Genomic DNA, 19,475 nt, shown 5'->3' with positions numbered 1-19,475 from the left:
AGTCTTTATACATTATGGAGGTTTTTATCGACAAGTTCTAAACGGCTAGGGCTTCGAGATCAAAACCGTTTCGGGCTGCAATCCTTGCTTTTACAATTGAGCCGGGAGCTATCGGGTTTCCATCAGTGTCTTTTTTGTTTAAATTAAAGTTTAAAACAACGGCTCCGTCAACTTCCGGTGCTTGAAACCAAGCCCGTCCTAGGGCTAAAAATGCTTTATCTTCTGCCTGAATAAGCTCTTCTACTAAGACCTCTATTTCTTTTCCTATAAAGGAATCCAATTTTTTTTCTGTTATGGAGGTTTGAGTATTTTGTATTTCGGCAAGACGGGCTTCTGCAGTTTTTTTGAGAACCCTGCCCTTAAAAGAATATGAAGGAGTATCCTCCTCCCTCGAATATGTAAAGCCGCCCGACCAAAGAGGCCTTAATTCCTTTAAAAACTTGATGGTCTCATTGAAATCTTCGTCAGTTTCGCCCGGAAAGCCTACCAAAAAGGTTGTCCGTATTTGCGGCTCTCCGTAAGGACTGTTTGCTTTTTCAAAAGCCTCCCGTATATTCTTTATGATATCGAGGTAAACCTCGGCAGCTCCATTTCGGTTCATAGCCCTTATTATTTTTTGTGCACCCGATTGAAAGGGAATATCGAAATATGGCAGGAATCTTTTATCTGCCGTCATTATAGGAAGAATGTCCATGGGAAAGTGATCGGGATGAATGTAAAGTAATCTGATTTTAAAATTACCCTTTATTTCCGAAATGCTCTTTAGAAGAAGGGCTAAACCCGAGCACTTTTCTCTATGCAGTTCATCTTCATTTAAATCATTTTTTCCGGTTTGATAGGCGGCTAGGTCCTGTCCAATCAGGTTAAATTCATAAAAGCCTTTTTTTAAAAAAGTTTTTATTTCATCGCAGATGTCTTTAATGGGCCTGCTTCTTAAGCGCCCCCTGATAATGGGTATGGCACAAAAACTGCAAAAGTTATCACAGCCTTCTGTTATTTTGATATAGGTAGACCGCGGAAAGTTAAGTATTTTAGGCCTTTCTCCTCCGCAGATGCCTATTTGCGGTGGGATAAGTATCTTATCAATGAATTTTTCCTCCGAAGTTTTCTTAGGAAACATGGAGTCTATTAATTGAGGCAGTAGGGAAAGGTTTCCGTTTCCAAAAATACCGTCTGCTTCAGGTAAATCGTTTTTGAGGATATCGGCATAACGTTCGGCCAAACATCCGGCCAAGAGAATCTTAGTCCTAGGGTGGGCCGCCTTAGCCTGTAAAACGGCATTTATCGATTCTTCCTTTGCAGAATTAATAAAGCCGCATGAATTTACTATAATAAGATCCGCCTCATCGGGATCGGAGGTGTTTTTCCATGATAAATTTTCCATTATCCCGATTATAAGTTCGGCATCAACCTGATTTTTTGCACAACCGTGCAAATCCATAAAAAATTTCTTTTGAAGCATCTCTAATTAATCGACATCTACAACTATGAATTTAAAGCGTTTGGTTTCATCATCCCGTATCCATTTGAGGTCTTTTACGATAACTTCTCCCGGCCGGCTGACTTCCAAATCAACGGTTTTGCCCCCAGCAACTACTTGAAGTTTTACGGCATTTCCGTTGGATGCCCAAATTCTTAAACCGTTATTGGCTTGAACGGTAAGCTGTTCGGCCTTTTGATAGTACCTTTCTTCACGGTTAGTCCTGTCTGCCTCATATCTGAATAAGCAGTAGCCCCTAAATGTGGCATTTAAGGTTACGGGGTAGGCTGAACCGCTTTCAAACAACACCTTGTAAGTTGCAGCGGCCTGAGAATCGTCTTCGGAAACGACTAAGTCTGTTTCTGTAGAAGGTTTTCCCTCTGAAATACTATTTCCGGTCAAGATAGATACCAGAGCTCCGGACTCCGGGTTATTTTTATCTATGTCTTCTAGAGTAATTTCAACATCAGGTGTTAAATCGTTGTTGAGATCTATTTTAACGGTTTGTCCTAAGCTTATTATTTGATTTCCTGTTTCTGTCTTTAAATTTAATTTAGGACTTACTTTTTCTACTTCAATCTTGTATTCTTTATCTTCTATAGTTAATTTTAAGACATCGCCTTCAAATATTCTTTGTTCATATTTTTTCTGACTTATTTCATGTGTTTTTGCTTCCCTTTTTTCCCGAATTTCGGTTCCTACATTTGCCTGACTGCGTTTTTGCTGTATGGCCGGTATCCAGCTTTTAAATGCAAAAAATACTACTGTAATTATTACGGCAATAGCCGCCAATACACCAAAGCCTATGATAAGGGGCTTAGACAAAGCAAATCCTCTTTTTTCTAATAGAGCATCCGGCGGCAGGGAAGTTTCTTGTATTTTAATCTGTTTATAAAGATTGGTTATTTCTTCGGGATCAAGGTCTAAATATTCGCAATAATTTCTCAAAAAACCCAAGATATACGGTTCTGCAGGGAAAACACTGTAATCGTCGCTTTCCAAAGCTTCCAAATACCTTTTGGCTATATTTGTTTCTCTTGCAACCTGATCAAGCTCAAGATCTTTTTCTATTCTTGTTTCGGTGAGTAATTTTCCGATTTCGTTCATTATTTATCTCCCATACCAAATTAATCGACAAAAAGAAAATCATTAAAGGACTTTGCCGTAGAAGGAGCATCAAAAACAAAGTTTTTGCTGCCTACTCCTGCGTTTATCCTGTAATTATAAAAATCGAATGTAATTTTACCGCCCGAAACAGGAATCGCTTCAATTCGGCGTATTAGTTTACCGTCAGGATAAATCATAACCCGCAGGGTTTTAAAGGTCTCGGTTGCAGATTTTCTATTCATTAATAAGATTATGACGTTTTCAGAGGAGCCCTCTTCCAAGGGCTGCGGAGCCGATGTTGCATCGTATTGAATTGTATAACCTCTTTTAATAAGGGAAAGACCCTGAGGAGTCGCCAGCGAAGAACTTCCGGCATTGCTCTGTTCAACATCCTGAGTCAAAATGGTTCTGTATTGGGGCAGGTAAATTGAAAGAGTATTTCCGTTAAAAACAATACATTGTTCTGCAGGTGATTTAAAGTCTAAGCGAAGTTTGTCCGGTCTCTTAAACATGGCTGTAGCCTGCTGTGTTGACGATCCGACGGTTATATTCATGTCGACAATGTAGTCTTGTATTTGAGCGTATCTATCCGATACTGAAGAAAAAAAGTCCCCTGCAGTAGTAATATTTTGAGAAAAACAAAAAGAACTTATCAAAACAAATAAAATAGTAGTTATATTTTTTTTCATGAGGTCTATAGTAAAGCAAAAAAAAGCTATAAAGTCAAGTAGAGGCCTTTTAAGATTCCGGCTAAAGGCTCCTGGCAGCTTTAACTGCCAGGAGTCTTTTGGTATCAGCCGTTTTATTTTTTATATTTTTGCTCGACCAGTTTTTTTACAAACTCGTCTTTAGCAACGTATGGAATAGTGATGTGTCCATTTGAATAGTTTTTGTTGTATTCGATACTGGTAGTAATGGAGTTTTCGTTGCGGGCCCAGTTTCGTCGGGCTACGCCTCCCATTACGTCCCACATAATGGCCGATTTGATAATTTCGTCAACACGCTCGCTTCCGTCAAGCACGAGGCCGAAGCCTCCGTTAATGGATTTTCCGATACCTACACCGCCGCCGTTGTGGAGGGCTACAAGGCTCATTCCTCGGGCTGCGTTTCCGGCATAGCACTGGACGGCCATGTCTGCCATTACGTTACTTCCGTCCTTGATATTGGAAGTTTCGCGGAAAGGAGAATCGGTTCCGCTTACATCGTGGTGGTCGCGTCCCATCATAACGGGGCCGATTTCGCCCTTGCGTACCATTTCGTTAAACTTTAAGGCAATGTCTCGCCTTCCTTCAGCATCCTGATAAAGAATTCGGGCCTGAGTTCCTACAACGAGCTTATTCTTTTTGGCATCGCGTACCCAGTAGTAGTTGTCCCTGTCCTGTCCGCGGCGGTCGGGATTGATGCAGCTCATTGCGGCAGCGTCAGTCTTGTCCAAGTCTTCAGGTTTTCCGGACAAGCATACCCAGCGGAAGGGGCCGTAGCCGTAGTCAAAGAGTTCGGGGCCCATAAGGTCTTCTACATAAGAAGGGAAGATAAAGCCGTCTTTTTCGTCGATTCCGTTTTTGGAAACATCCTTTGCGCCTGCATCAAACACGGCTTTGAGGAAGGAGTTTCCGTAGTCGAAAAAGTATGTTCCTCTCGATGAAAGAATTTTGATAAGCTCAAAGTGGTGCTTTAATGTAGAATCTACCCGTTTGCAGAATTCTTCGCGGTTTTCATAGAGGAGCTTAGTTCTTTCTTCAAAGGTCATCTTTTCGGGACAATAGCCGCCCTCATAGGGTGCATGGCAGGAGGTTTGATCCGAAAGGAGGTCGATGTGAACATTTTTGTCTACACAATATTGAAGAAGGTCTACAATGTTGCCGTGATAAGCGATTGAGATAGGCTCCTTCTTTTTTATGTACTCGTCTACCTTTTTAAAGATTTCATCCAAGTTATCGGACATTTCGTGAACCCAGCCTTGTTCAAGACGGGTATTGATTCTCGATTTATCGACTTCGGCAAAAACACCGACGGCATTAGCTATTTCGCAAGCCTTGGGCTGGGCACCTGACATTCCGCCCAAGCCTGAAGAAATAAAGAGTTTTCCCTTTAGGTCGCCGTCGCTTGCAACTCCCAGTTCCTTGCGGCCGGCAGTGAGGATTGTATTAAATGTTCCGTGAACGATACCCTGAGGGCCGATATACATCCAGCCGCCTGCCGTCATCTGGCCGTAGTTGGCAACGCCCATTTCTTCTGCAATTTCCCAGTCCTTGTAATTGTCGAACATACCTATCATAAGGCCGTTTGTAATTATAACTCTCGGAGCTTCAGGCTTTGAAGGGAAGAGGCCTAAGGGGTGCCCCGATTCCATAACAAGGGTTTGATCTTCGGTCAATTCTTCCAAGTATTTCTTGATGAGGCGGTACTGAAGCCAGTCATGGCAGACCGAACCTGTTTCACCGTAGGTTACAAGCTCATAGGGGTAGAGGGCAACATCGAAGTCAAGGTTGTTGTCTATCATAACCTGCATAGCCTTTGCTGCAAGACACTTGCCCTTGTACTCATCTATGGGTTTTCCGTAAATATTTCCGTGGGGCCTGTAGCGGTAAGCATAAATTCGGCCGTAGGTAAAAAGTTCATCCAAAAACTCCGGAGCGAGCTTTTCATGAAGTTCTTCCGGTACATAGCGGAGGGCATTTTTTAAGGCTGTTTCCGTTTGAGCCTTTGTCAAGTTAAAGCCTCGGCTTGGAGCCCGTCTGATTCCCTTTTCAAAAACAGGGTCGGGAGGAAGTGTTGCATCAAGTTTTATTGTCATCGCTTTTCCGATTTCTTTGTTTGTAATCATACTCATCATCTCCTTTTTAATAAATATTATATTGAATAGAATTATATCACAATAGTATTAAATTTTAAAGAGCTTAGAATTTACAAAAATTCCATAAAAAGGAATTTATTCTTATAGTTCAAATTCAAGAAGCTGGCAGTTCTTGATTTCTATCTTTTCCAATTCTTCTTGTGAATAAGATCTAAAATATGTGCAAATCATAGTGCTTATCATTCCGTGACAAACAAAAAGCACATTTTCATTTTTGTGTTTTGCTTTGACTTCTTCAATCATACCATAGGCACGATATGCAGTTTGTACTAAGGACTCTCCTTGCGAAAATCTAAAAAAAGGATTGTCGGTTATTTTTAAAAATTCGGGCTTCCTCCAATCCTCACCTTCAAAAGTTCCGAAATTTATTTCTTTTAAGCGTTCATCTATTTTTGCTTTTATACCCAAAGCTTTTTCGATATAAGCTGCCGTTGCTACGGCTCTTTTAAGCGGGGACACATAGATAACTCTGATCTTATTTTTATCGTGTTCGGCAGCAAGGCGTTCAGCCAGTTCTTTTGCTTGGTTTTTTCCTTTTTCGGTAAGCAAGGCTTCGGAAACACCGCAAGCCATCATCTTAGAATTCCAGTCGGTTTCACCGTGGCGTACAACAAAAAGTTTCATACAAAAATTATATGGTTTTTAAGCTTAAAGGGCAAGTAGGAACCGTTTAATTTGCTATCCGCCTCACTGAAGAAATATGACAAAAACAGCATTTTTCTTCAGTGATATATGGCGCATCTTTCGGTTTTAGCACTTATTTTGCAATTATATATGTAAACAAATATACAAAAGGAGCCGTCAGCAGAATCGAAAGGATAACTCTTTCAACCCAGATGATAAGATAGTCCTTCATCTTTAATGGAATCTCCGTACTCATCATACAGGGGATAGATGCCGAGAAAAATAATATTTCGGAAACGCAGGCGACGGCCACTACAAGCCTTGTACCTGCCGAGGCACTTGCAACTAATGGAGCAGGCAAGAACATTTCCGCAATGCTTGTCGCAAGAGCTTTTGCCGCAAGCACAGGTTCCGGCAGTTGGATCAGCCACGTAAATGGCACAAAGATATATCCGATTATGTCAAAGACAGGTGTATATTTTGCAATGATAAGCCCCAAACTTCCGATTGCCATTAAAGACGGAGCCAAACCTATTGCAAGTTTTATACCGTCAAGCAAATTTATTTTTACATTTTGGGGAAGAGAAGGAGCTGAAGAACAAACATTTACGGCTTCTCCCAAGGCAATTTTAAATTTATTCCCCTTTACATCGGTTTCGATATCGCCCTTTTGATTTTCATAATAGGAGTCGGCTTTTTTGGATAGAGGATATATTCTTGCAGTAATTGCCGTTACGATAAAGGTTACTATAACCGTTGTCCAAAAATAGAAGTTCCAATATTCCATGAAACCGAGGGTTTTTGCAACTATTATCATAAAGGTTGCGGACACGGTCGAAAAACCCGTAGCGATAATTGCAGCTTCCTTGTTTGTGTATTTTCCTTCTTTGTAAACTCGATTTGTAATGAGCAAGGCTATCGAATAACTTCCTACAAAAGAAGCTACGGCATCAATAGCACTGCGGCCGGGAGTTTTCCAGACGGGCTTCATTACAGGGCGCATAAAGACGCCTACAAATTCCATGAGACCGTAACCTACGATAAAGGCCAAAAATACCGAGCCTATAGGAACAATTGTAGTAACGGGAACGACAATCTTACCGTATATAAAAGGCAGCATTCCTTTGGCTAAAAGAGCTTCAGGCCCTACATTGAATACCGTCATAATTGCAAAGGGGATTGCAAGAATGTTGATAAAGGAAAATACCATTTTTACCTTGGTCTTTTTCCATGCCCCCGTTACAAATGGAAAAACTACGCCCACACAGCAAAGCAAAAGCCCCCAGTATTTTGCATAATAGGGAATCTTTTGAATCAATCCCACAATATGATCCAATGGAATCGTCTTTTTTCCGCCGATTGCAATCGGAATAAAAAACATAAAAATACCGATCAAACTATAAACTACAAACCGGATTATAGTTTTCGGTTCCGTCTTTCCTTCGGGAACAGCTGTTCCGTTTCTTTTTTCGTCACTCATAGTGAACCTCCTTACTTTAGGGGAGGGTAACAACCAACGAAGTTTCAAGGTCAAGAAATCTTTTATCCGAAAAAGTGTCTTTCCTCCCCTAACTTAAAGTTGTTCTATCTCCTCCTTACTTAACCCTGTAACTTGGATTATTTTTTGAACGGAATCGCCCAGCTGTTTTAATATTCTGGCAGTTTGTTTTACTCCCTGCGCAAGACCTTCGGCTCGTCCTTCAGCTAAGCCCTCTCTTCTAGCTGCACTGCGTTCGTCTTCCACATACATCCGGTATTTTTCGTCAGAGAGTTCTATTGCCATTCGCCTCTCTTCATCCGTTACCCTAAAGAGTGTTGCTTCTGCCATTTTTATACCCTCCTCTAATTTACACAATTCTTCCAACATTCCGCTTTTTTTGTCTTCTTCATAGTTGGCTAAAAATCTTATCCAAAAGTCTTTTAAGCTATACTCTTCCAATCTCTTTTTCATAGTATAAACTATTAGCTCGTTTAATTCAACATAAAGATATTGAATTATCGAGCTCTCAGACATCTTTACAAGCTCTGCGTTTTTAGGAACATCGCAGCCAAAAACGGAAAGACTTATTGCGTACAAAAAATCGTCTTCCTTGGGCTCCGTCTTTAAAAAGCGGGAAGCGAGGCGCATGAGGTACATTTGACTTCTGCGATGATAATTTGTTTTCCAAAACTGCTGCATTTCAAGGTCTACAAGAAGACCGTTGTCGGTTCTAATCAAAAAATCGAGGCGGTAAGTTTCACCCGAAGGCCTGTCCCGAATAAGTTCGGTGTTTATGATTTCTGCCTTTGTTATTTTACCGTAAGAATCTTCCAAAAAGGCATTTAGAAAACTTATAAGGGCTTTATTTCCTTCTTCGCCTTTGGAAAACATCAGCTTAAAAACCCAATCGGTTTTGGGATTTAAAATAGTTTTTTCATCGTTCATATTATACTTCTCCTTAAAACAGCAAATTATCCTTGCCTGTCTTCACATAATTATAGGGTTCTAAGTTGAATAAATAGTAAAATTTGAAAAAAGAAATTTGAGATTTAAGTTACTTATTTCCCTGAGAGCCTGTTTTTCCATGAGGCGATGAGCTGGAGGGCCTTTATTGGGGCGGTTTCGTCGGGATCGGTTGAAAGAATTTCGTTTAAGATAAGCTCTTCTTCAGGGAAGAGGGATAGGCCTTTCTCAGCCGGACTTGAAGGAGTTTTTTCTTCGGAGCCTTGCGCAGAAGGACTTGCTTCTTGGATAGTCCGTTCTTTTTGAAATTGGCTTCGCATGTATAAGAGGTTTTCGGCCCTTGTTAGAACACTTTGCGGGATACCGGCAAGGCCTGCAACGTGGATGCCGTAAGAATTTCCCGCTGCTCCGGGGACGACCTTTTTTAAAAAGACTATCTTTCCTTCCGCTTCAAGTACGTCCAATTTTAGGTTTATGATTTTTTCGTGCTCCAAGCGGGTAAGTTCGTGGTAGTGGGTTGCAAAGAGGGTTTTTGCCTTTATGGTATTAAGAAGATGTTCGCTTACGGCCTGTGCAATTGCAAGACCGTCCTCCATAGAAGTTCCACGGCCGACCTCGTCCATAATAACAAGGCTGTTTCGAGTCGCCGAATTAAGGATATAGGCCGTTTCTATCATCTCGACCAAAAACGTTGATTCCCCTCGGGCCAGATTGTCCGTAGCTCCCACCCTGCAAAAAATCTTATCTACGGGGCTTAAAACGGCCTTTTCTGCCGGAACAAAGGAGCCTATCTGTGCCAATAGGCAGATTAAGGCTGTCTGCCGCAAAAAGGTGCTTTTTCCTGCCATATTGGGTCCCGTAATGACGGCAAAAGACGGAATAGTTTCATCTTCAGGATTGGTATTTTCTCCGGATAAGAGCTCAATGGAATTGGGTACAAAGTCTCCGGCCCTAAGATGGTTTTCGACTACGGGGTGCCTTCCGCCGGTTATGTTTAAGTTGCCTGAATCGCCGCAAAGTTCGGGCCTTGTCCAAGCGTGTAAAACTGCGGCCTGTGCAAAGGATTGGTTTACATCCAGCTCGGCAACTTCTTCTGCAAGTTTTTGTAAAAAGCAGTGATGAGAGCCTATTTCGGTACAAACCTCATCAAAAACCTCTTTTTCGGCTTCAATCAGCCTTTCTTCCGAGTTATTTATATTATCTTCAATTTGTTGCAAGGTTTCGGTGGTAAAACGGTCTGCATTTGACAGAGAGCGTTGGCGGATAAAATAATCGGGAACAGCCGAGATATTTCCTAAAGACACTTCCAAAAAATAGCCCATCATTCTGTTATATTTTATCTTTAGGTTATTGATGCCCGTTTTTTTCCGTTCATCGTCCAAATACTTTTCAAGAATCTCGTGGGCATTTTCTTTTATGTTTTTTATCGTGTCTACCTTTTTTGAAAAGCCTTTTTTTATAAGTTTTCCGTCATTTAAGGCTATTGTACAATCATCGTCTATCGAATTTTCCAAAAGATTTCGGATTTCGGTCAGCAATTTTTTTTCTTCATCGCTGAGTTGTAAAAAATTGAGTTTCTTTTCTTCAATGAGGCTGCCCATTCTTATTACGGAGTTAAGACTTTGTTTTAGGGCAAGAAGATCCTTGCCGTGAGTTTTTTGCATTGCAATGCGGCCTGAAAGCCGTTCAATATCGAGTATGGAAGAAAGAGTCTCCCGTATAATGGCTGATGCCTTTCCGTCCTTAAAAAGACTGTTTACCTTATCAAGCCTTTTATCTATTTCATTCTTTGAGCGGAGCGGATAGCTTATCCTCCTCCTCAAAAGGCGGGTGCCCATGGCCGTTTTTGTATAATTTACGGATTCAAAAAGGCTGTACGAGGGGCTGTTATCCCTCAAGTTTGTCAAAAGCTCTAAATTTTTTCTTGTGGAATCGTCCAAGGAAACAAAGTCGCTTTCAGCATATATTTTAATGCCGGAAATATGGGAAATATCCCTGCCCGAAATCTCTTCCAAGTATTGAAGCAAGAGGCCGGCTGGCGGAACTTCGGGCGAATCGGTATTGAGTAAAAAGCCCTTTAAGTTTTCCGTCCCGAAGGTTGAGCAAAGTCTTTTTTCGGCTTGATCCGGGTTAAAGCTCCAATCGGGATAAAAGTTTTGCATCATCGAAGGAAATTCCGAAAGGATTTGCTTTAAGGCCGGAAATTCGCTTTGAATCGACTGCTGAATTAAAATTTCCTTGGGGTTAATTCTTCCTATTTCTTTTAAAAACTGCTCTTTAAAGTCTGTTTTGGGGAAGGATGTAGCAAAAAAATTGCCTGTGGTAACATCGATATAGGCAAGGCCTGCATAGTAATCGAATCCGCTGTTGCCTTCCGTTTTTTTATTTGAGCAATAGACTGCGGCAAGGTAGTTATTGCTTCCCTGTTCTAAAAAGTCGTCTTCGGCAACGGTACCGGGAGTAATAACTTCAACTACCTTGCGCTCGGTCAGGCCTCCTGCTACGGGTTCCGTAACTTGCTCGCATATAGCAATTTTTTTTCCTGCACGCAGGAGGCGGGCTATGTATATTTTTGAGGCATGATATGGAATACCGCACATAGGTACATCGTTTCTTTTTGTGAGGGTCAGGTTTAAGATTCGGCTTACTTCGACGGCCTCATCAAAAAACATCTCATAAAAATCGCCGAGTCTAAAAAAAAGTATCTCGTCTTTATATTTTGCCTTAATGCTGAGGTATTGCCTCATCATGGGCGTTTGAGGCTTATTCACTTCGTTTTCTTAATTCTTGAATAACCTTGTCCGTAATATCTACGGTAGGGCTGTACCATATGATACCCGCGTTATGCTCATAGCTTAAAACCATTGTGTACCCTTCAGATTCTGCAACGCGGCGGACGGATTCGTATAGGTTGCTGTAAAAAACATCATCATTGATAAGATTTTTTCTGAGCATATTAAGTTCGTCATTGGAAGCCTTTACATATTCCATCAATAAGGTTATCTTGCTTTTTATTTTTTCTTCATATTTTTTTACTTCAGCTTCCTGTCCGTCTGCTTCGGCAGTAACTTTTTTTTGCCTAAGCTGTATAATCTCGGATTCAAGGATCTTCTTTTGATTTTCAAACTTTTCCTTCTTTTCCTGATAGTCTCTCGCTGCCTTTGCATCACGCCTAAAGGTGTCGAAGATAAGTCCCGTATCTATAACTGCAAAGCGGGTAATCTGCTGTGCATAGATTCCAAGAGACATCAATAACATAACAACAATAATCAGGGTTCCTTTTTTATTCATACTAACCTCCTATAAATTGGGTATATTGAATGAAAGAACGAATCTCCAGTCGGCACCTTTTCCGTTGCCCCATACCGGTTTTCCGTTTACAGATTTAAAGGTATTTGCAAGCATCAGACGCAGAGGAAATTGGGGTATTGAAAAGCGCAATCCCGGGCCGAAACTGAAATAATAATCGTTTATGCTTAAGGATTTTAAATCCTGCAAGTCCTGTTTGACAGCTATAGCGTCAAAGAAAAAGTCGAAAGATAAAATTCCGTGAGCTAAGGGCCATCTAAATTCTATCCAGTTATTTTGCATAACCGTTCCTGAGCCTTGCGTGCCCATTCCAATCCAGCCTCGTCCTTTAAAGGCTCCGTCAATATAGAGCTTCTTGTCAAAACTGATCGGCTGTTGAGCAAGAGGAATTTGGAATGAAAATCCCGAGTAAAAACCTAGAACAAATTTTAGATTCCAGATGTCGCTTACGGGGTAGTCTAAGAGTGTAATATAAAACTCACCCTTTGTATCCGATTGAAAAAAGTACTCATCTTCAATTTTAGGAAACAAACCGAAGAAGCCTACTTCTTGGCTTAAAAACCATCCCTTAGAAGGATCATATGTAAGGTCTCTGTCATCTACAGACAGCTTTATCTTTAAATAGTTGCTTAAGCTCCATTTTGCTTGTTGATTTCTGGTTTTTTCTTCATAAGGTCTGTACAACATACTGTCATAAAAATTCTTTACAAGGCCGAAATTTAGCTCTCCTCTTAGAGTGATAATTGCAAATTTAGGAAACCACCTGTATCCCGAGTTCATACCTAAACCGAATTCGAGACGTTCATATTTCATTTTAAATGCATCGGATAAAGAGGGGTTTTTATTAAATTCCTCCAAGCTTGTATGAGGGTCAGGAACATTGTTAAAAGGATAAAGTATATCCTGATAAGTGTATAGATTTTTATGAGATACCGAAAAATTAAAACCTACCGAAAGAGGTTTACCTAAAAACCAATTTTCAGTGAGCCCTAAGATTAAGCTCTGTGTATCGCTTGCGGCATTGATACTAGCCGATAGTTCTCTTCCTGTTCCAAATAAATTTTTTTCTTCCCATTGCGCAAATACAGACATAGGAAAGGTATCAGGATCCGGCGAACCTGAAAAAGTAACACCGAATTGGATTCCTGCCGTCGATTGTTCCTCAACATTGATGACAATATCCACAAGATCAGGTTCCGAACCCTGTAAAACATCGGGTAAAACGGCCGAAAAATATCTTAGGTTGGCTAAGTTTCTAAAACTATTTATCAGTTTTGTTTTAGAGAATACATCCCCTTCCTTTAATAGGATTTCTCTTAAAATAACATTGTCCTTGGTTTTTGTATTCCCTTTTATTATTATATTTTCTATATGGCTTCGTTCGCGTTCCACGATTATAATTGTATAGGAAACTTCTTTAGTTGAAGTATTACGATTTTCTTTTTTATCTATATAATTTCCGGTATAACCGTTTTCAAAATATAGGTTGGCTACATCTCCAAACCCTGTTTCAAATTTTCTTAAATTAAATACATCACCCTTTTTAAGCTTGAATTTTTCGCTTAATTCCTTGGTTGAAAAAATATAGTTTCCTTCAAAGTCTACTCCTGCATAGGTAAACTGTTCTCCCTCCATGATTACATATGTAAGGGTAATTTGATCTTTTTGCGGATCGGATTCGGTATCTATGTCCTTTTTTATGGTTTCGACATGGGCATCTATATATCCGTGCTCTCCATATAATAGCTTAATTGCACTTTTATCTGCTTGCAGAGCATCTTCTCTAAAAAATCCTTTTTGCAGTAACCATGCTTCTTTAGATACAAGTACTTTTTTTAAGGCCTTTTCCGGGAATTTTGAATTTCCTTCAAAAAGTATCTTAGTTATAACGGATGTTTTGCCTTCTTTTATAAAGAATTCCACATTTACACTGTTTTTTTCTTTATCTTCAGAGGTTTTACTTGATATTTCCGCCTTTGTAAATCCTTTTTCGATATAAAAGTCTTTTAAGGATCTTTCGGCATTTTTTATATTAACTTCATTAAAAATGTCGCCTTTTTTTACCTTGATTGCTGAAAGTAAATCTGCTTTTCTGATATTGTTATTGCCTGTAAATACAATATTATTTACGGCCGGTTTCTCTTTGACTATAAATTCCAAAAATACGTATTGATATTTTTCGTCTGCCGGTATTGCTTTAGGAACGATATCTGTAAAATAATCCAATGCATAGATTTTTTGTAATATTTCCCAATATAGCTCATCAGAAAAAGGCTTTTTTTTGTATGATTTGAAGATTTCATCTAATTCTGAGCTGGCGATATTTTGTAGACCTTTGAACTGAATCTCTAAAACAGGTTTTCCATTATACCATCCTTCAGGCTCTTGAGCAAAGCAATTTAAAGCAAATAAGATTAGCATAAAACCTATAATTTTTTTCTTCAACATTTTTATCCCCTTAATCAATAAGAAAATTTCCATGATAGTGTCAATCCTGTATCTGATACAAACAGAGAATCGAGGTTGCTCGGAGCTATGTGCCATCTAAGCTGGAAAAACGGAGTATTCATTTCAAAACCTATTTCCGGTTGAAACAGTAAATTATCATAAACCGATTTTCTAACAACATCTGTTTTTGCAGAAAGCGGATCGTAATAGCTAAGATGCAGCATTGCATCTGCATATATGGCAGAACCAAAATACTTACCAATGTAAACACTTGTATTATCAAAATAGTTACCGATTGTCAATGGCTTATCCTTTGAAGATCTAAATAAATTTTCCAAAATAACATTTTGTATAAGTAGACTTCTTAAGGAAAATACATCTACATGTAGAAAGTCTCTGACTTCTTGTTCAACTTTCTTCATGATACCCATATTTGTTAAAATATCCGAGGTATTGCGGAGCGTTTCTTTTAAAATATTGCCGTTTTTCAAATCTCCTAAGGCGACCTGCCCCATCAAGTCCATTGTATCGGAATCCGACATAGCCATTGGGGGGGATGTTGTGATTACCGGTCTAAACCGTTCAAGGTCAAGATGCTGATCCTTTGCCGTTAAATTTATTGTAAGAGGCTGGCCGTCGGCCATTTTATCCTTTATTTCCGCTCTTACCGATATTATGGGTTCAATTTGCTGAAAAGGCGAGTTAAGAATTTTTAATTCTCCTTCTTTTATATAGAAGTTTCTTTTTATATAGAATATTTCGCCTGTACGAATTTTTGCAGATCCCGATATTTCAAATTTTCCCGTACTTGTATCAAGGCTTAGGTTAAAAGGCTCATTTTCGGTATAAGCAAGGGCTCTTAAAACAGGTAAGTCCGTTGACGGGAATCTAAATTCGGATTTTTTTCCCAAATTCAAATTTAAATTCATATAAAAAGCGGGTTGGATGCTGCCGGCTGATGTTCGTTCGCTTTGTTTTTGCAGATCTGCAAACGGAACCGAAAAATAGCCCTTATCAAAATATGCATCACCTTCAAGGGTAACAAGTTCGGGGTTTATTTCAAGTTTTATTTTGCCTTCAGCCCTTCCGTCTGCATGAAAGGCTATATTTTTTGTTTTTATCAAGGCCTGTGTATTTTCAAGAATTCCGCAGTTTACGGTGGTATAATATGGAATCCATCCTATAAATTCGGATGAGGCCTCAGCCCATAGACTTCCGATTTTCCCTTGTAGAATAGTATATGGTACGGATATAAGGGTTCCGTCAAATTGTATTGGAATTTCGACAGGACCATAGGTATCGGGAGAATAGGCCGGCGATGTGCAGAAAAGCTTTTCTCCTTTAAGGGTTCCGTAAAACAGAGGATCTTTTTGAGTGCCGCTTATTTGGAGATCGCCTTGAACATTGCCGCCTGAAAATTTGATGATATTGTTATTGGGTATAAGGTTTATTACCTTTGCAAGATCGATACCTATATTTGATACGGAAAGATTTATATTATCCCGTGACAGGGTTCCATCAACGTTTAAATGGAACGGCAAAGATTCGTCTATATGGAGGGATACGAGCCCGTCATCTGCTTTAAAACCGTATATTTCGTCATTGTTGCCTGCATACAGGGCTATAATACTCGGTTCTTTTACCAATGAAGCCTTGATGCTTCCTTCTCCTTTTTGACCGGCGAGGATCCAATCGGATATTTTCATGTCAATATTAAAATGAGAAGTCAAACCGATAGTGTTTTCGATTATGTTTTGGCTTTCCGTATTTTTTTTATCTGCTGTAGATGTAAAATTAAAAGAAAAAGAAGCTTTTGTATCCGGGCTTTCTTGGCTGTCTTGCTTTTTTGTTTCTGCTTCATATAAAAATGTAAGAGCACCTTTTTGCTCTGAAGGATTTATAAAAGCTTCAATATTATCAATCTTATGAATTCCCCACTTAAAGGATGATTCGTAAAGATTCATCTTATCGTTATCGATAAAGGCTGCTGCTCTTCCTTCAAGATTTTTACCGTTTAAATTAAACGATATATTCTTTAAGTCGGCTTTTACCGAAAGAGAATCCTTATTCCCCAGAAATATAAGTTCGGCTTCTATTTTATTTTCAGGCCTTTGTTTTTTTATAAAGCGGTTAAGAGATATATTCTTTATATTACATGTTCCGTCAAAGTAAATTTTATCCGAAAGCGTAAATAGTGAATTGAAAATAAAGCTCTCAGTTTTATTTTTATCTAAGAGAGAAATATTAGTTGCATATTGACTAATATTTTTATCTGAAGAGGGAATTAAATTAATAGCTGCAGTGCCTTCAAGCTGCTTATTTTTTATTCCTGCTTTTACGTTATGAAAAAAAACTTCTGTAGGTTTTGCATAGCCTTCCGCATAAAATTCAAGGCCTTCATCGGTTTTTGTAATATCGGTTCCAAGATATTCCAATTTTGCATAATTGCAGGTAAGCTCCCAATCTTTATTATTGTCATATTCAAAAGAAGCATCAGCAGAAAAAAGAGAATCGATAAACGGCACGGGAAGTTCTTTTACCTGTATAGTTCCTTTTAATTTTTTTTCGGCATTCTTTAGAATATTTACGTTTAGATTATAATCTCCGTAAATGCTTATCATTTCATCAGTCAAGAGGCCTGAAACCTTATAGCTTATATCGTTTAAGGTTAAAAGCGAATCAAAAATCATGCTGTCTTTTTCAAAGGCTGAATTTATGTTTCCCCGTAGGTTCATATTATTAAAAAGAACATCGATGTCGCTTATGTTAAGAGAAGATTCATTCCCTTGCAGAGAAAACAAGCTGTAAAATCCATTTTTAGATTTTGATGCAAGAACAGCCTGTATTATATTATACGAAAAGTGTTCAAAGTCGCTTGATATATAAAATTCGCTTGTCATTTGAACGGGGGCGATTGAAGCCTCCAATAATTTTTGCACGGGAACTGTTAAGTCCGTAAAAGAAACCGCTCCATTGTAAATGTTTTCAATACTTATGCTGTCTATAGTTCCATGAAGCTCTAAATAACCTTTATTTTTGCCGGATGATCCGCTTTTTGAAGGATGAGTCCATGTCCCGTCAATGCTGAAACCTCCGCCGGGATCTTTTCCGGAAAGATATATATCCGTTTTGCCCGTTTTTTTCTCAAATAAGCCCTGTATGTTTTCTAACGAGGCCTTACCGATATCGACACGGGGAATTTTTAAAAATATTTTATTTTTATTTGAAGAGACGTTTAGGTTCATAGCCATATTTTCGCCCGATGGTAATTTAAATTTTGAAACATTTAAATAAAAATTAGGTAAAATTTCTTTTATTTTGTAAGAGCCTTGGGCAGATAAATTTATATCGGAGTTAGTTAATTTTAAGTTTTTAAGGTTTATAAGGTCATCGGTTCCATCGGCTTTAAAGCTGAGTATGGATTTTTCGATTTTGTTGCCGGCTATTTGAAATTTCGGCAGCTTAATCGAAAAAGCCGTATCCCACAGAAGTTTTTCAGGTCCGGCAAAGGTTAAATTAACCTGCCCTGTAAAAGCTGCATCTTTTAATTCTTTAAGAATATCCGTTCCTTCGGAAGAGGAGACAACTGACAGAGGTTTTAAGTCATTACACTCAATATTTATGCTGCCTGCATTTTCCGCCAGATTCCAAGAACCTTTTACGTCAATAGGCTGAATATCTTGCATGGTTGTAATGGATGCTATCTTGTCTAAGTATGATGCAAATAGAGAAAATTTATTGATATAAATGTTACCTATTTTTATATCCGAAAAATTTAGTATTAATGAAGCCGAAATGGTGCCGGGATAAAATGAACCGTTTATATTTATGAGTGTGCTTAAGTCCGGAAAATTTGTTTGCATAAAATTACTATATCTAAGACTTGAATTTATATAAACGTCAATTTTACCGGACTCCAATGTAAGTTTTCCGCTTGAGGTATAAAAATCTATATTTGAATTTTTATCGCTGTAGTTTAAAGCAATATTTTTTAATTCGAGTTTTATGGGTTTTGTATTTTTAATTTTTTGTGAACCCGCGTCAATAATTGTCGATATATCTAACGAAGATTCGGTGCTCTCATCTTTTTTTCGATCTTTTACCGTTTTATCTACGGCATTGTCTTCCGCGTTTAATTTTTTTAAAATATTTTTATTTTTTTCAATGTTAAAATTTATAATGCCGTCATAAACTCCTAAGGAGGCTATTACGGATGTAAAATCTTTTTTTATTAGAGAGATAAGTCTGTAATCTATATAAAGTAACGAAAAATGGGCTATTTTTTCGTTTGTTGCAGCGTTATAAATGGTAACATCCCGTATTTTTATCCTATCAAAAAAGGATGGAGATATGGATTCATAGGTGATTTTTATTTCAAATTCGTCCTCCACAGTTTTGATAAGTTTGTCCCTTACATATACCAGCTGCTTTTCCAGTGCTTTGGCTGCCGGATAAAAAACTATCAATGAGCTTACAACTATTGCGAGAAAAACGATAATTTCTATTATGCGCCTTTTTTTTATATTTTCCACCAGCCTACTATTATATCAAAAAAAAAAATGTTATGATAGGCCTCATGATATTACCCAACTTTGTTGTATTTGAAGGTATAGACGGCTCGGGTACTACGAGTCAGATAAGGCTTTTAAAGGAAAGGTTTGAGTCTGAAGATAAGAGTTCCCTTGTTTCGTTTACACAAGAGCCCACATCGGGCCCCATAGGGACTTTAATCCGTTCGGCTCTTCAGGGTTCGTTTAAGCTTGCCCCTGAAACGATGACCCGTTTATTTGCAGCTGACCGCTGCGAGCATATTTACGGCTTGCAAGGTATTATTAACCAGCTTAATGAGGGAAGGGCTGTTTTTTCGGATAGATACCTTTTTTCCAGCCTTGCCTATCAAACTGCTGCAGGAGCTGCCGATCTTGCAAAACTTCAAAACGATGGTTTTCCCCTGCCTGAATTTCTATTCTTTTTTGATCTGCCTGTAGATATTTCCATGAATCGGGTAATGGGGCGCAGTAATGTTCTCGAAATATACGAAGAAAAAACTTTTCAATACAAGGTTCAAGACGAGTATAAGAAAATTATAGATGAGTACAGACTAAAAGAGCCTAAAATGAACATAGTCATAATTAACGCTGTTGAACAAATTGAAGAAATTCACGAGAAATTATGGAGTATCCTAAAAGATTTGCCGAAAATATAAT

Annotated in this window: 12 protein-coding genes; 1 reads left to right on the top strand and 11 read right to left on the bottom strand. The window is 38.8% G+C overall.

The features are described 5' to 3' along the window. Nucleotides 1–37: 37 nt before the first annotated feature. The 11 genes from HGJ18_RS09285 to HGJ18_RS09235 form a co-directional block, all read right to left on the bottom strand. On the bottom strand, nt 38–1,441 hold the full coding sequence (locus HGJ18_RS09285) for a MiaB/RimO family radical SAM methylthiotransferase (RefSeq protein WP_253696091.1): 1,404 nt from the start codon (nt 1,439–1,441) through the stop codon (nt 38–40). A 27-nt stretch (nt 1,442–1,468) separates the two neighbouring features. Further along, nucleotides 1,469–2,587 (bottom strand): helix-turn-helix domain-containing protein, encoded by a 1,119-nt coding sequence (locus tag HGJ18_RS09280; protein WP_253696089.1) that lies wholly within the window; start codon nt 2,585–2,587, stop codon nt 1,469–1,471. 20 nt (nt 2,588–2,607) lie between these two features. Further along, on the bottom strand, nt 2,608–3,276 hold the full coding sequence (locus tag HGJ18_RS09275; RefSeq protein ID WP_253696087.1) for a LolA family protein: 669 nt from the start codon (nt 3,274–3,276) through the stop codon (nt 2,608–2,610). Nucleotides 3,277–3,389: 113 nt separating this feature from the next. Then, nucleotides 3,390–5,414: a urocanate hydratase gene (gene hutU / locus HGJ18_RS09270; protein WP_253696085.1), complete on the bottom strand. Its 2,025-nt coding sequence runs from the start codon at nt 5,412–5,414 to the stop codon at nt 3,390–3,392. Nucleotides 5,415–5,525: 111 nt separating this feature from the next. Next, entirely contained in the window at nt 5,526–6,068 is a 543-nt protein-coding gene (locus tag HGJ18_RS09265; RefSeq protein WP_253696083.1) for a histidine phosphatase family protein, read from the bottom strand. 133 nt (nt 6,069–6,201) lie between these two features. Beyond that, nucleotides 6,202–7,548 carry a YjiH family protein gene (locus HGJ18_RS09260; RefSeq protein WP_253696081.1) on the bottom strand — a complete coding sequence of 449 codons (1,347 nt, stop codon included), beginning with the start codon at nt 7,546–7,548 and terminating at the stop codon, nt 6,202–6,204. A gap of 93 nt (nt 7,549–7,641) precedes the next feature. After that, nucleotides 7,642–8,493, bottom strand: coding sequence for a PD-(D/E)XK nuclease family transposase (locus tag HGJ18_RS09255; RefSeq protein ID WP_253696065.1), 852 nt, complete (start codon nt 8,491–8,493; stop codon nt 7,642–7,644). A gap of 113 nt (nt 8,494–8,606) precedes the next feature. Beyond that, nucleotides 8,607–11,261, bottom strand: a complete 2,655-nt coding sequence (gene mutS / locus HGJ18_RS09250) for a DNA mismatch repair protein MutS (protein ID WP_253698326.1) — start codon at nt 11,259–11,261, stop codon at nt 8,607–8,609. 13 nt (nt 11,262–11,274) lie between these two features. After that, the gene (locus HGJ18_RS09245) at nt 11,275–11,802 is read right to left on the bottom strand and encodes an OmpH/Skp family outer membrane protein (protein ID WP_253696063.1); all 528 of its coding nucleotides are present in this window, start codon (nt 11,800–11,802) and stop codon (nt 11,275–11,277) included. Between the two features lie 9 nt (nt 11,803–11,811). After that, the gene (gene bamA, locus HGJ18_RS09240; RefSeq protein ID WP_253696055.1) at nt 11,812–14,268 is read right to left on the bottom strand and encodes an outer membrane protein assembly factor BamA; all 2,457 of its coding nucleotides are present in this window, start codon (nt 14,266–14,268) and stop codon (nt 11,812–11,814) included. Nucleotides 14,269–14,282: 14 nt separating this feature from the next. Next, a complete protein-coding gene (locus HGJ18_RS09235) occupies nt 14,283–18,800 on the bottom strand; it encodes a translocation/assembly module TamB domain-containing protein (protein WP_253696053.1) in 4,518 nt (1,505 codons plus the stop codon). 32 nt (nt 18,801–18,832) lie between these two features. Here HGJ18_RS09235 and tmk point away from each other — a divergent pair, with 32 nt between their 5' ends. Continuing rightward, the gene (gene tmk, locus HGJ18_RS09230) at nt 18,833–19,474 is read left to right on the top strand and encodes a dTMP kinase (RefSeq protein ID WP_366793005.1); all 642 of its coding nucleotides are present in this window, start codon (nt 18,833–18,835) and stop codon (nt 19,472–19,474) included. Nucleotide 19,475: the final 1 nt, after the last annotated feature.

It is taken from the genome of Treponema denticola, assembly GCF_024181405.1.
GTDB lineage: Bacteria > Spirochaetota > Spirochaetia > Treponematales > Treponemataceae > Treponema_B > Treponema_B denticola_D.
This window is presented reverse-complemented; position numbering and strand designations above follow the sequence as displayed.